Genomic DNA, 12,452 nt, shown 5'->3' with positions numbered 1-12,452 from the left:
CTCAGACGGCCAATTTGATCCCGAGAAGAATGACGATCGCGACACCGCTTGTTCGAGCAAGCATTATCGTCTCACGCCGATCATACCTCGCTGAGGCGCTTCAAATTGGCGAGACCGACCTCGAAATCCCTACCGATCAGCGTGTCGAAGTTCATGAACAGGCCCATCAGCTTGGCGATGAACGGCCGGCCGCCGCGCATCGCCCAGGTGACGGTGGTGTTGTCGCCAGACGGCGCCAGGGTGAAATCGACGCTGTTGCTGGCCCTGAACGGCTTTTCGAAATCGAGCTTGAGCGACACCAGCGAGGCCGGCACCGAATTGACGATCTCCATGCGCCCCTTGCCGGCCTTGCCATTGCCTTCCCAGGCATAGGCGGCGCCCTTGCCGCTTGCCGCGCCGGAGAGCGTGCGCTTCATGTTCGGATCGAGCTTTTCGTAGGGCGACCATGTCGGCCAGCGTCTGAAATCGTTGATCAGCGGAAAGATCGCTTCCGGCGGAGCCTTGATATTGGCCGTGCGGGTGGTGACGAAGTCGTTCGGCCGTGTCGCGGCATAGAGGAGCACGGCGGCGACGATGACGACCAGGATGATGAGGATGGTGCTGAACATTTTTCTCTCCTTCGTGCTTATCGGCTGAACGGGAGCAGCGCCCGCAGCCTGGGGTCGCGCAGAAACAGGCCGGCCCACAGCACGACACCGAGATAGACGCCGAACAGCGTGTGCGAGAACAGCGGGTTGCCTACCCGCGCATTGGTGGCGATGGCGCCGCCCATATAGGCGGTGAGCAGGATGGCCCCGATCACCGATGTGCGCGGCAAGGCGTAGAGCGCCGTCGAGATCAGGCCGATGATGCCGAGCATGCGCGCGACGTTCGCATCGGCCGGCCAGCCAAGCGGCACCATCGTCTGGGTGACGATGTCGAGCGGCGGCAACTTGATGGCGCCATCGAAGATCATGAACAGCACGATGATGCCGCTCAGCACGCGGCCGGTCCACAGGGCGCCCGACGAGGCAGGCGCGGTTTCGGAAATGCTCATGGTGTTCCCTCCGGTTGATTCCAGCCCTTTCGCTGGGGTCGAACCAAGGACGTGGCATGAGGCGAGGATCCGACATGGTCGGGATTCTTTTTGGGACGCTGCGGCCATTAGAGAGAGGCGCGTCGAGCGCCTACGAAAAGTAGAACTTCTCCGCCGGGAGCATTTTCGGTGGCGTCTCGCCCAGTGCCTCGAACACCGAGATTTCGCAGACGCGGCAGAGGCCGTCGAGGGCGAGGTCGTTGGCCTCGGTGCCGAACGGATCCTCGAGTTCTTCCGAAAGCGCGTCGAGGCCGAAGAACGTGTAGGCGATCAGCGCCGTGAACAGCGGCGTTGCCCAGCCGGCGCCGGACACCAGCCCGAAGGGCAAGAGCAGGCAGAAGACATAGGCGGTGCGCTGCAGAAGCAAGGTGTAGGCGAACGGCAAGGGTGTTCCCATGATGCGCTCGCATCCGGCCTGCGCCGCGGCGATTTCCGACAGGCGCTCGTCGAGGATGCGGTAGCCGATCGTATCGATCGCGCCGGCCTTGCGCAGCGCGGCGATGCGGCGGCCCATCCCGCGCACCATCGCGTCCGGCGCGTTGGCCGCCCTGGCGACGATCTCGGTCTCGTCGCCGATGAAGGCGCGGGCTTGCGGCGTCGCGTCGACCCGCCTCAGCAGGCCGCGCAGGAAGTGGCAGAAGGCGATCGCTTCCATCAGCAGGCCACGCAGTTCGGTCCGGTCATCGACCAGCCCGGCGGAGGCGCGCGCCAGGTTGCGGATGTCGAAGACAAGCTGGCCCCACAATTTGCGGGCCTCCCACCAGCGGTCGTAGGCGGCGTTGTTGCGGAAGCCGAGATAGATCGACAGCGCCACGCCGAGCAGCGCGAAGGGCGCGGTGCCGGCATTGCCGAAGTCGAGCTTCAGCGCCCGCACAACCACCACCACCAGGGCGCCATAGGCAGCGAAACCAAGAATCTGCGGCAGGATGCGTGGCACCACCGAGCCGCGCATGATGAAGAACAGGTGCAGAAGGCGTGGGCGCGGGCGGACGATCATCAAAGGCCTTTCGCGGACCGGCGCTGGTCCTCAGCTCCTTTATTGTGCGATGCGACCGCTCCGCAAGCTCAGCCGCCAGCGACATCGCCATGTCGTCCGTGCGGTGCGCCGTGCGCGCTGGCGCGGACTATCGGTATTCGTCGGTCGCGGATATTGAGGAACACGCGGGCAGCGAACCCGTATCAGGCGGGGGGAGACAAGTGACAGGCGAGACCGATCTGAAGACACTGCTGGCATCGATGACACCGCGATTGCTCGCCGGCACCTATGTCTTCGTCACGCTGGCGCCCGGCGTCCCTCAGCCGGAAGGCCTCGAACCGGTGATGGTGTTTCGCGAACGCGAAGGCGCGACGCTGATCGTCACCGAGGACGCGGCCAGCGCTGCGGGGCTGACCGCTTCGTTCCGCTGCCGCATGATCACGCTGAACATCCATTCGTCGCTGGAAGCCGTCGGCTTCCTCGCCGCCATCACCACACGGCTGGCCGCCGCCGGCATGGGCGTCAATCCGGTCTCGGCTTTCTACCACGACCATTTGTTCGTCCCCGCCGACCGGGCGGAAGAGGCTATCGTGATACTGGAAAATTTGGCGGAGGAGAGCCGGCCTGAAGCTACGGCGCTGCCCCTCATCCCCCTGCCGGGACCTTCTCCCCGTGAACGGGGAGAAGGGAGCTAACGGCCGAAGGCCGAGCCCGCGACCGCGGGCCGCCGGCTTTCCGGCGCCCCCGCGGAGGGCCCGCCGCGGCAGCGGCGATACGGCCCGTGAGCGAAAACTAAGCCGCCTTCTTCTTCGGCTGGATCAGGCCGCGCTCGACCAAAAGCTCGGCGATCTGCACCGCGTTGAGGGCCGCGCCCTTGCGCAGATTGTCGGAGACGATCCACATCGACAGGCCGTTGTCGATGGTCGAATCCTCGCGGATGCGCGAGATGAAGGTAGCGTCCTCGCCGGCCGATTCCAGCGGCGTGATGTAGCCGCCGTCCTCGCGCTTGTCCAAGACCTGGCAGCCGGGCGCCTCGCGCAGGATATCGCGCGCCTCGTCGGCGGTGATCGGCTTTTCGAACTCGATGTTGACCGCTTCCGAATGGCCGATGAACACCGGCACGCGCACGCAGGTCGCCGTCAGCTTGATCTTGGGGTCGAGCATCTTCTTGGTCTCGGCGACCATCTTCCACTCTTCCTTGGTCGAGCCGTCGTCGAGGAAGACGTCGATATGCGGGATGACGTTGAAGGCGATGCGCTTGGTGAACTTCTTGACCTCGACGCCGTCGGCGACGAAGACCGCGCGGGTCTGGGTAAAGAGTTCGTCCATGCCTTCCTTGCCGGCGCCCGACACCGACTGGTAGGTGGCGACGACGACGCGCTTGATGGTGGCGAAGTCATGCAGCGGCTTCAGCGCCACGACGAGCTGGGCCGTCGAGCAGTTCGGGTTGGCGATGATGTTCTTGCGCGTGAAGAGCGAGATCGCGTCCGGGTTCACTTCCGGCACGATCAGCGGCACGTCCTGGTCGTAGCGGAAGGCCGACGAATTATCGATGACGACGCAGCCCTGCTTGCCGATCTTCGGCGACCATTCCTTGGAGACGTTGCCGCCGGCCGACATGATGCAGATGTCGGTGTCGGAAAAATCATATTGGTCGAGCGCCTTGACCTTCAGCGTGCGGTCGCCGAACGACACTTCGGTGCCCTGGCTGCGCCGCGAGGCGAGCGCCACGACTTCGCTTACCGGAAAGCCGCGCTCTTCCAGTATGTTGAGCATTTCCCGGCCCACATTGCCCGTGGCGCCGACGACTGCAACCTTGAAACTCATCGAAATCTCCTGTCCCTCTCCGCTTGGTTTTTGGAGAAACCCGCCGGCCGATGCGGGTTCCGTCCCCCGGGCCGGACCCGGGAGAGGGTGGTTAGGCCAAGGGAATCACACCGTTTTGGTGGTGGTTTTTTTGGCCATGGTTTTGCTGGAACGAGGGGACGCGCCGACACGCCCGGCCCAATGGTTCGCATTGAGGCTGGGGGCATCGAATGCAAGAAGAGCCATCGAAAGGCCGCGCATCGAAAAACGATCCCGTTCGAAGCGGGCTTTTACGCGGTTTGCGTAAAGAGTCAATTGCCGAGCGACGCGGCTTTCCCTGTACAAGAGAGGCAGCAGGAAGTACGAACGGCCAAGATTGTTTGGCTGGCGCGGCGCCGGCCCCGGCACGTGCTCCATGACGAGCGCAGACCCCGAATTCCGAAAGAGCGAGATGTCCAACTTCGAAGCTATTGTTCCAGCGCTTGCCAGGGCGCTGGAAAAACGCGGCTATTCCGAGCTGACCCCGGTGCAGAAGGCGGTTCTGGCCCCTGAACTGGGTGAGGCCGACGCGCTGGTGTCCGCCCAGACCGGCTCCGGCAAGACCGTCGCCTTCGGCCTTGCCCTGGCGCCGACCCTTCTGGGCGACGCGGAGCGCTTTGGCCACGCCGCGGCACCGCTGGCTCTGGCCGTGGCGCCGACGCGCGAGCTGGCGCTGCAGGTGACGCGCGAACTGGAATGGCTCTACGAGCTGACCGGCGCCACGGTGGCGTCCTGCGTCGGTGGCATGGACATGCGCTCGGAGCGGCGTGTGCTCGAGCGCGGCGCCCATATCGTCGTCGGCACGCCCGGCCGCCTGCGCGACCACATCACGCGGCACTCGCTCGACATGTCGGCGCTCAAGGCCGTGGTGCTCGACGAGGCCGACGAGATGCTCGATCTCGGCTTTCGCGAGGACCTCGAATTCATCCTCGACGCCGCACCCGCCGAGCGCCGCACGCTGATGTTCTCGGCCACCGTGCCGCGCTCCATCGCCACGCTGGCGCAGGGCTATCAGCGCGATGCCGTGCGCATCTCGGCCGCCGGTGAGGAAAAGCAGCACCTCGACATCGAATACCGGGCGCTGAGCGTTGCCCAGGCCGACCGCGAGAACGCCATCATCAACGTGCTGCGCTACTACGAGGCCAAGAACGCGCTGGTGTTCTGCAACACCCGTGCCGCCGTCAACCATCTCACCGCGCGCTTCAACAACCGCAACTTCTCCGTCGTCGCTCTGTCCGGTGAGCTCAGCCAGAACGAGCGCAGCCATGCGCTGCAGGCGATGCGCGATGGCCGCGCCAAGGTCTGCATCGCCACCGATGTCGCGGCGCGCGGCATCGACCTGCCCAACCTCGAACTGGTGATCCACGCCGACCTGCCGACCAACCCGGAAACGCTGCTGCACCGCAGCGGGCGCACCGGCCGCGCCGGGCGCAAGGGCGTCAGCGCGCTGATCGTGCCCAACAGCGCCCGCAAGCGCACCGAACGGCTGTTGCAGAATGCTGGGCTGAAGGCGACATGGGCAAACCCGCCCTCGGCCGACGACGTGATCCGGCGCGACGACGAGCGCATCCTTGCCGATCCGGCTTTCGACGAGGCGGTGAAGGATGACGAGCGCGGTTTCATCGACGCGCTTCTCGCCCGCCATGGCGCCGAACAGGTGGCGGCCGCCTTCGTGCGCCAGTGCCGCGCCAGCCGCTCGGCGCCCGAGGATCTGATGGAAATCGCGCCGTTCACGCCATCGCGTGAAAGACCGGCGGGCGAAAACTTCGCGCGCCGCGACGAGGCGCCCAGCCGCCGCGATGATTTCGGCGCCAGCGTCTGGTTCTCGCTGTCGATCGGCCGCCGGCAGAATGCCGAGCCGCGCTGGCTGATCCCGATGCTGTGCCGCACCGGCAGCATCACCAAGCGCGAGATCGGCGCCATCAAGATGCAGCCGGAAGAGACCTACGTGCAGATATCGGCCGATTGGGCCGACCGCTTCCTGGCGGCCATCGGTCCCGACCGCAAATTGCAGGGCAACATCGCGGTCAAGCGGCTCGAGGGCACGCCGGACCTGTCGCGGGCCGGCTACCAGCCGCCAAGCCCGGACAAGAAGCCGCATCGCGGCAAGGCGCCGTTCGACCCGAACGCGCCGAAGCGCAAATTCGACAAGCACCCGGCATCGGGCGATCAACGCCCCGCCGGCGCATTCGAGGCCAAGCCGTGGGCGAAAAAGCCGGGCAAGCCGAAATTCGAAAACACCGGCGCGCCGAAGCACAAGAAAGCGAAAAAGCGGCCGGCTTAACGGAGCCGCGTGGTTTGCAGCGGCGCGGCCGCCGCGACATTGCCAGCCACGCTTGCCTGCAGTCCTGCCTTGATGGCCGCCCAGCTTGCCGATGCCGGCGTCGGCCGATGCTGTTGGGCGATGCGCTCCGCCAGCGAGGATCGCCAGGCAGGATCCTCCGCCATCCTGCGGATGGCAGCGTACCAGCCGGCCTGGTCATTGGAATCGATCGCCGGCATCAGGCCGCCGGTCGCCTCGATCAGCGACGGCGTCGTCGAGACGATGACCGGAACGCCGAAGTCGAGGCATTCCGAGGCGCCGTAGCCCCAGCCTTCGATATGCGAGGGAAAGACGCCGAAGGACGCGCTGCGATAGTAGCGGATCAGCTCCTCGTCGCTGACCAGCCCGGTGAATGTAACCGACTGGTGCAGGCCGGGATGCGCCTTGAGATAGGCGCGCAGCGGCTCGATCATCCAGCCCCAACGCCCGGCGCAGACAAGTCTCGGCAGCTTGACCCCTTCCTCGAGCGCCTGTTGCCAGATGCGCGCCAGCAGGATGTGGTTCTTGCGCACTTCGATGGTCGAGCAGTAGATCACGAACGGTTCGCCAGCCTCGATGCGAGAGGTCTTGCCCATGCGGGAAGCGGTCTCGTGCAGAATCGAGGGCATCGGAAACCGGTATACCACCGGCGGATCGATGCCGGCCCTGCGCATGTGATCGGCGAGGGTGGCGCCGACCGCGTCGGAAGCGCAGAACGCTGGCGCGCCGGAGCGAACGAGCTGCTCGAGATAAGACCCGAAACGACGCTCGCCGGTGCCCGAACCAAGCAAATCGGGGCGTAGTGCCGGAATGATATCGTGGCAGAGGAAGGCAAGCTTGCCGGCGGCGCCGGAGACAGCGGACCGGTCTTCCTGGGTCAGGATGTGATGGCTGATCAGCACAAGGCTGCGTTCGGCCTCGGCGGTCCGGCGCCGAGCATCCTGGCTCGGGCCCAGGCGGATCCGCGCCCGCCGATACAGGCGATAGGCGCGGATCAGCAGCCTCGTCGCGCCGCAGGCAACCCCCGTCCGGCCGTTGGTCACCGTCTTGGCGAGGTGGCGGTCTGCCTCACGCTTGTCCCATGGCCGTTGCCTCACCGCCTCGAAAGCCTGCGATAACGCCATGCTTCTTCCCGGCCATCGTTTGACACGGCGGGGTGAGATCTCGCCCGTCGCGACATGTTCCTGTTCATAGGGAGCAAGCGGTCGAAACCGGCCTTCCCCGGACCTGAACGCCACCACGTCCACGCGAGGGTCGGGATCCGCCAACGCCGCGTTGATCAGAAAGCTCTCCACCCGCGGGATGCCCGCCAGACCCTTGCCGGGCGGCCACAACATCAGCCCGGTGGCGTCGATGGCCAGTGTCGGGGGCGTGATGACCTCCCCGTCCTCGGTCACGACGCTGGCATCAGAACGCTCGGCTGTCATTGTCTGCTTTTGGCGAAAGCGATTGCACTTCCTGTCTTATGCTTCATTTGCCATGGCGACGGTAGCCATGTCGCGCGGCCTTGCCGACAGGTTCGCCCCTGTGCCACACCTTTGGCGGGGTGTGGCGAGCGGGGTGGCCAATGCGCGGCGAAGTGCTTCACTATGACGAGGATCAGGGCTTCGGCTTCATCACCGGGGCGGATGGCAATCGTTACACGTTCAGGCGCGAGGACCTGCGCCGGCAAACCGCCATGGCGCGAGGCACGAGGGTCGAATTCCAGCCGGGCGGCGGCCAGGCGCGGGACGTTTTCTCGATCACCGCCCAGGCCGCGGACCCGGCCAACGATGCCGGTGCGAACGCGGCAGCGGCTCAAGCTGGCAATGCGCCGGCAGCGCGCGCAGCCCAGGCGCAACCCTTCGGCCGGTCCTCCGGGCCAGCCGAGCCCACCGACCTGTGGGGCTATTTCTGGCGCGGCCTGACAGGCAATTACTTCAATTTCGCCGGCCGCGCCCGCCGCAAGGAATATTGGGGCTATTGCCTGTTCTGGGCGATCGCCTTGCTGGCGATCATTGGCATCGGCATTTTCACCGATGTCGAGATGGGCAACCTCGACAGCGCCGAGATGCCGGCGGTGACGGTCGGGCTTTTCGGCGTTTTCCTGCTGGCAACGTTCCTGCCCGGCCTCGGCATGATCGTGCGCCGCCTGCACGATATCGGCCTGCCGGGCTGGCTCTGCCTCGTGATGCTCATTCCCACCATCGGCGGCCTGATCATCCTGGTCTTCGCCCTGATCCCGACGCAGGCCAGGGAAAACCAGTGGGGACCGGTGCCGGCAGGAGTCAGGGTTTAGCTGCAACCGCCAGCGACTCGCCCGACAATCTGAGGACAATCTTCTGGCCGTGGCGTTCGGCGCCGAGCCGCGCGTAGAAACGCAGCGCGCCCTCGTTCCAGTCCTCGGTGGTCAGGTCGATGCGGCCGATGCCGTGGCGCCGGCAATGGTCGGCGAGGAAGCCGATCAGCGCGCGGCCGATGCCGGCGTTACGAGCCTCGCCGCGCACGAACAGATCCTTCAGGAACAAGAGCCGCTCGAGATCGATGCCGGGATGCGCGATCGCCACCGATGCCAGGCCGCTGACCTCTCCCGCGACGAAGGCGAGCGCGAAATGCGGATAGGCCGGACTTTCCTCGGCCAGCCATTTCCGCGCCGCGGCAAGGGCCCGCTCGGCGGCGAGAGGCGGTTGCCGGTAATGCACCGCCATCTCGCACAGCATGGCCGCGAGTGCGGCCGCGTCCTCGGTCGTCGCCCAGCGGACGTCGACCGCCATCGGATCAGCCCAGGAATTTGGCGATGATCGCGTCGCCCATCCGCACCGTGCCGACCTCGGTCATGCCTTCGGACATGATGTCCTTGGTGCGCAGGCCATCATCGAGCACGGCGGCGATGGCGCCCTCGAGACGGTCGGCTTCCGCCACCATGCCGAAGGAATAACGCAGGCACATGGCGAAGGAGGCGATCATGGCGATCGGGTTGGCAATGCCCTTGCCGGCAATGTCCGGCGCCGAGCCGTGCACCGGCTCGTAGAGCGCCTTGCGCTTCTTGGTCTTGGCATCCGGGGCGCCGAGCGAGGCCGACGGCAGCATGCCGATCGAGCCGGTCAGCATGGCGGCGATGTCGGACAGCATGTCGCCGAACAGATTGTCGGTGACGATGACGTCGAACTGCTTGGGCCAGCGCACCAGCTGCATGCCGCCGGCATCGGCCAGCATGTGGTCGAGCTTGACATCGGAGTAGCGCGCCTTGTGGGTCTGGGTGACGACCTCGTTCCACAGTACGCCCGACTTCATGACGTTGCGCTTTTCCATCGAGGTGACGTGGTTCTTGCGCGTGCGCGCCAGCTCGAAGGCGACGCCCGAAATGCGCTCGATCTCGAACGTGTCGTAGACCTGGGTGTCGATGCCGCGCTTCTGGCCGTTGCCGAGATCGATGATCTGCTTGGGCTCGCCGAAATAGACGCCGCCGGTCAGCTCGCGCACGATGAGAATGTCGAGGCCTTCGACCACCTCCTGCTTGAGCGAGGAGGATGCCGCCAGCGCCGGATAGCAGATGGCGGGTCGCAGATTGGCGAACAGCTCCATGTCCTTGCGCAGCCGCAGCAGGCCGGCTTCAGGGCGCACTTCATAAGGCACCGCATCCCATTTCGGCCCGCCGACGGCGCCGAACAGCACCGCGTCGGCGGCCATCGCCTTTGCCATGTCGGCATCGGAGATCGCCGCGCCATGCGCGTCGTAGGCGCAGCCGCCAACCAGACCGTCCTCGGTGACGAAGCCGCTGCCGAGCTTTTCGTTCATGGCTGATATCAGCTTCTTGACCTCGGCCATGGCCTCCGGGCCGATGCCGTCGCCGGGGAGCAGGAAAAGATGCTTCGTTGCCATGGAGAACCGTCCCAGAAAGAATTTGAACCGCGGCCTTGCTAAACGCCAAGCGCTTGCGGCGCAAGGGGAGGAGGAACGCTGCCGCGCAGAACAAGCGCGGCTGTTCGGCGCTCTTCAACGGCCCTCTGGCCGGCCGACCTCTCAAGACTTGGGTTCCTCGCCCCCGCTAAGCGGGGGAGAGGTGGCCGCGAAGCGGCCGGAGAGGGGGCTTTCGTAGGGCGCAGGCCCCCCTCTCCGTCTCGGCTTCGCCGAGCCACCTCTCCCCCACTTCGTGGGGGCGAGGAACCCAAGCTGGAATGAGGCCGCGATCCTTGCGTCAACGTCGCAGCTCCTGCGGCGCCTCGCGAGATGTCGTCACCGATGCGAGAGAATGTTGACCAGCCTGCCATAGGGATCGCGCACATAGAAGCGCCGCACACCCCAGGGCTCGTCGGCCGGGCCGTATTCGACGGCGAAGCCGGCTTCCTTCATGGCGGCAAGCGCCTCGTCGACCTCGATCGACAGATCCGGCACCGGCGTGCCGGAGCCGCCTTGCGCCATGAAGCTGACCTGCACCTGCATTTGTTCCTCGGAACCGTAAGTGGCGATCCAGCCCTGATCCATCAGAACGTCGAGGCCCAGCACGTCATGGTAGAAGCGTTTCGCCGCCGCCGCATCCCGAGTCTCGATATTGGCGACGATGCGCCGGACCTTCATGGACTTCCTCAAGATCCCGCAGCCGAGCGCCGCAGCGCCGTGACTTCGATCTCGATCTTCATTTCCGGCTTGTTGAGCTGGCAGACGATCATCGTCGCCGCCGGCCTGATGTCGCCGAACGTCTCGCCCAGGATCGGGAAGACGATGTCCACGAAAGCCTGGTCGGTGATGTAGTAATGCGCGCGCACCACATCGGCCATCGCGAAGCCGCCATCCTGCAACGCCTTGCCGATCGTCGCCAGGCAATTGCGCGTCTGCGCCTCGACACCGTCGGGCATCGTCATCGTCGCGTAGTCGTAGCCGGTCGTCCCGGAGACGAAGCACCAGTCGCCCTGCACCACGGCCCGCGAATAGCCGGCGGTCTTTTCGAACGGCGAGCCAGTGGAGATGAGTTTGCGCATCGGAGGCCTCCTTACATTGATCCGCGTCGTCTAGCAGAGGAGGGTGATCCGGTCGTGGGCCAAGTCGAGCGGACAATTGTCACGATGTGGCGAAGCTCAGCCTCGGAGATTCTAGCCAGAGCATCTCTCGCATCGTCATCCCTGGGCGAAGCAAGGAGCGTAGCGACGCGGCGCAGACCATAGGATCCATGCGCGACTTCAAGGCGTTGCAGCCCCACAGAATTATGCCCCGCCGCGCTCTTCGGCCAAGGTCACGGCATGGATCCTCGGGTCTGCGCTCCGCTGTGCGTCGCTTCGCCCGTGGATGACGAAAGCGCGGCGCCAGCGCCACCCGCACCCCTAATTCGCCGAGCCCAGCGCCTTGTCCAGCGCCTCCTTCACATCGGCGGGCCATGTCGTCACCGACGGCCAAGCGTTCGGCTCGCCATTGTCGCCGCGGCGGGCGAAGTAGAGTTTGTGCTGGGCCGGGTCGACCGCCATGAAGCCGTCATTGCCGCCGCAATCATGCGGCACGCAGCCGCTGGCATAGAAGGCGCCCGACGCGGTCTTTTCCGTGCCGCCGCCGACCAGCAGGCTGGTTGCCATGTCGGGCATGTCCTTGCCGAGCAGCTTTTCCGCTTCCTTGTAGACAGCCTCGTTGTGGAAGGCGTCGATGATGTTGTCGTATTTCGACGGATCGACGTCCTTCCAGTCGGTGCCGGGTTCCGGCATGTAGGTCAGATTGCCCGAGGTGGTCAGCCCGCCGGTGGGCGACCATTGCAAAGCCGGCTTTGCATCGCCCGGCAACAGATAAGGCACGAAATAGATGGCGTTGTCGGACACCGCCGATGGCGGCGCGCCGCACTCGTCCTGCTCGACCTTGAGGCTTTGTATCGCGCCGCCTTCCGGCTTCCACACGATGACCTTTGCCGGGCCGCATTGATTGCCGCCATCGCCGACATCGACCAGCGCCACATTGATGTCGCCGATCTTCACTATCTTGTCGAAGAAGACATCGTAGTTGCTGGCCAGTTCCTTGCCGTCATAGGCAAGCACCTTCTCGCCATCCTGCTCCGGCTGGGTGATGGTCAACTGGCCGCCCTCGAAGGAGATCGGTGCCTGGCTGTCATCTTCGCCTAGGGCGGCATTGGCGGTGCTCGACGCGTCTTGGTTGGTGGCCCCACCGGATGGCTCGTCAGCCGGCACGAGCACCTTGTCGGTCTGTGCATGCGCGCCAGCCACCGGCATCAACATCCACGCCAGACCGCAAACGCCGGCTAGAAGCGAACGTGTCATGACTGTCCCTCCCTTCAGTCG

Annotated in this window: 13 protein-coding genes and 1 pseudogene; 3 read left to right on the top strand and 11 right to left on the bottom strand. The window is 65.5% G+C overall.

Going from position 1 to position 12,452, the window contains the following annotated elements; translation table 11 throughout:
• Nucleotides 1–80: 80 nt before the first annotated feature.
• The 3 genes from OOJ09_RS07745 to OOJ09_RS07735 all read right to left on the bottom strand — a co-directional run bounded on the left by OOJ09_RS07745 (nucleotide 81) and on the right by OOJ09_RS07735 (nucleotide 2,072).
• A complete protein-coding gene (locus tag OOJ09_RS07745) occupies nucleotides 81–608 on the bottom strand; it encodes an SRPBCC family protein (RefSeq protein ID WP_269904620.1) in 528 nt (175 codons plus the stop codon).
• A 17-nt stretch (nucleotides 609–625) separates the two neighbouring features.
• Nucleotides 626–1,036, bottom strand: coding sequence for a DoxX family protein (locus OOJ09_RS07740; protein WP_269904619.1), 411 nt, complete (start codon nucleotides 1,034–1,036; stop codon nucleotides 626–628).
• A gap of 130 nt (nucleotides 1,037–1,166) precedes the next feature.
• Entirely contained in the window at nucleotides 1,167–2,072 is a 906-nt protein-coding gene (locus OOJ09_RS07735; protein ID WP_269904618.1) for a bestrophin family protein, read from the bottom strand.
• A 200-nt stretch (nucleotides 2,073–2,272) separates the two neighbouring features.
• Between OOJ09_RS07735 and OOJ09_RS07730 the strand changes: the two are divergent.
• Nucleotides 2,273–2,671: pseudogene (locus OOJ09_RS07730) on the top strand (ACT domain-containing protein); the annotation flags it as partial.
• A 172-nt stretch (nucleotides 2,672–2,843) separates the two neighbouring features.
• Here OOJ09_RS07730 and OOJ09_RS07725 read toward each other — a convergent pair.
• Nucleotides 2,844–3,878, bottom strand: a complete 1,035-nt coding sequence (locus tag OOJ09_RS07725; protein WP_269904617.1) for an aspartate-semialdehyde dehydrogenase — start codon at nucleotides 3,876–3,878, stop codon at nucleotides 2,844–2,846.
• Nucleotides 3,879–3,983: 105 nt separating this feature from the next.
• Nucleotides 3,984–4,316, bottom strand: a complete 333-nt coding sequence (locus OOJ09_RS07720; RefSeq protein WP_269904616.1) for a hypothetical protein — start codon at nucleotides 4,314–4,316, stop codon at nucleotides 3,984–3,986.
• Here OOJ09_RS07720 and OOJ09_RS07715 point away from each other — a divergent pair.
• On the top strand, nucleotides 4,309–6,180 hold the full coding sequence (locus OOJ09_RS07715; protein WP_269904615.1) for a DEAD/DEAH box helicase: 1,872 nt from the start codon (nucleotides 4,309–4,311) through the stop codon (nucleotides 6,178–6,180). The two genes, OOJ09_RS07720 and OOJ09_RS07715, sit on opposite strands and share 8 nt — an antisense overlap.
• Here the strand turns inward: OOJ09_RS07715 and OOJ09_RS07710 are convergent.
• Nucleotides 6,177–7,625: a glycosyltransferase gene (locus OOJ09_RS07710; protein WP_269904614.1), complete on the bottom strand. Its 1,449-nt coding sequence runs from the start codon at nucleotides 7,623–7,625 to the stop codon at nucleotides 6,177–6,179. The two genes, OOJ09_RS07715 and OOJ09_RS07710, sit on opposite strands and share 4 nt — an antisense overlap.
• 140 nt (nucleotides 7,626–7,765) lie before the next feature.
• On the opposite strand from OOJ09_RS07710, the gene OOJ09_RS07705 reads away from it, so the two are divergent.
• Nucleotides 7,766–8,476, top strand: a complete 711-nt coding sequence (locus OOJ09_RS07705; RefSeq protein WP_269904613.1) for a DUF805 domain-containing protein — start codon at nucleotides 7,766–7,768, stop codon at nucleotides 8,474–8,476.
• Here OOJ09_RS07705 and OOJ09_RS07700 read toward each other — a convergent pair.
• From OOJ09_RS07700 to OOJ09_RS07680, 5 genes are all read right to left on the bottom strand, one after another.
• Nucleotides 8,466–8,951 (bottom strand): GNAT family N-acetyltransferase, encoded by a 486-nt coding sequence (locus tag OOJ09_RS07700; RefSeq protein WP_269904612.1) that lies wholly within the window; start codon nucleotides 8,949–8,951, stop codon nucleotides 8,466–8,468. The genes OOJ09_RS07705 and OOJ09_RS07700 overlap by 11 nt on opposite strands.
• A 4-nt stretch (nucleotides 8,952–8,955) precedes the next feature.
• Nucleotides 8,956–10,059 (bottom strand): 3-isopropylmalate dehydrogenase, encoded by a 1,104-nt coding sequence (leuB, locus tag OOJ09_RS07695; protein WP_269904611.1) that lies wholly within the window; start codon nucleotides 10,057–10,059, stop codon nucleotides 8,956–8,958.
• A 354-nt stretch (nucleotides 10,060–10,413) separates the two neighbouring features.
• Nucleotides 10,414–10,755, bottom strand: coding sequence for a VOC family protein (locus OOJ09_RS07690; RefSeq protein ID WP_269904610.1), 342 nt, complete (start codon nucleotides 10,753–10,755; stop codon nucleotides 10,414–10,416).
• Between the two features lie 8 nt (nucleotides 10,756–10,763).
• Nucleotides 10,764–11,156 (bottom strand): RidA family protein, encoded by a 393-nt coding sequence (locus tag OOJ09_RS07685; protein ID WP_269904609.1) that lies wholly within the window; start codon nucleotides 11,154–11,156, stop codon nucleotides 10,764–10,766.
• 339 nt (nucleotides 11,157–11,495) lie between these two features.
• Entirely contained in the window at nucleotides 11,496–12,431 is a 936-nt protein-coding gene (locus OOJ09_RS07680; protein WP_269904608.1) for a hypothetical protein, read from the bottom strand.
• Between the last annotated feature and the right edge of the window lie 21 nt (nucleotides 12,432–12,452).

This window comes from Mesorhizobium qingshengii, assembly GCF_027563465.1.
Lineage (GTDB): Bacteria > Pseudomonadota > Alphaproteobacteria > Rhizobiales > Rhizobiaceae > Mesorhizobium > Mesorhizobium qingshengii_A.
This window is presented reverse-complemented; position numbering and strand designations above follow the sequence as displayed.

What these genes read in the sequence shown, in the direction of transcription:
- OOJ09_RS07705 (WP_269904613.1), top strand. Translation starts at nt 7,766, where the DNA reads ATGCGCGGCGAAGTGCTTCACTATGACGAGGATCAGGGCTTCGGCTTC.
- leuB (WP_269904611.1), bottom strand. Translation starts at nt 10,059, where the DNA reads ATGGCAACGAAGCATCTTTTCCTGCTCCCCGGCGACGGCATCGGCCCG.
- OOJ09_RS07735 (WP_269904618.1), bottom strand. Translation starts at nt 2,072, where the DNA reads ATGATCGTCCGCCCGCGCCCACGCCTTCTGCACCTGTTCTTCATCATG.
- OOJ09_RS07715 (WP_269904615.1), top strand. Translation starts at nt 4,309, where the DNA reads ATGTCCAACTTCGAAGCTATTGTTCCAGCGCTTGCCAGGGCGCTGGAA.
- OOJ09_RS07680 (WP_269904608.1), bottom strand. Translation starts at nt 12,431, where the DNA reads ATGACACGTTCGCTTCTAGCCGGCGTTTGCGGTCTGGCGTGGATGTTG.
- OOJ09_RS07700 (WP_269904612.1), bottom strand. Translation starts at nt 8,951, where the DNA reads ATGGCGGTCGACGTCCGCTGGGCGACGACCGAGGACGCGGCCGCACTC.
- OOJ09_RS07690 (WP_269904610.1), bottom strand. Translation starts at nt 10,755, where the DNA reads ATGAAGGTCCGGCGCATCGTCGCCAATATCGAGACTCGGGATGCGGCG.
- OOJ09_RS07745 (WP_269904620.1), bottom strand. Translation starts at nt 608, where the DNA reads ATGTTCAGCACCATCCTCATCATCCTGGTCGTCATCGTCGCCGCCGTG.
- OOJ09_RS07725 (WP_269904617.1), bottom strand. Translation starts at nt 3,878, where the DNA reads ATGAGTTTCAAGGTTGCAGTCGTCGGCGCCACGGGCAATGTGGGCCGG.
- OOJ09_RS07685 (WP_269904609.1), bottom strand. Translation starts at nt 11,156, where the DNA reads ATGCGCAAACTCATCTCCACTGGCTCGCCGTTCGAAAAGACCGCCGGC.
- OOJ09_RS07710 (WP_269904614.1), bottom strand. Translation starts at nt 7,625, where the DNA reads ATGACAGCCGAGCGTTCTGATGCCAGCGTCGTGACCGAGGACGGGGAG.
- OOJ09_RS07740 (WP_269904619.1), bottom strand. Translation starts at nt 1,036, where the DNA reads ATGAGCATTTCCGAAACCGCGCCTGCCTCGTCGGGCGCCCTGTGGACC.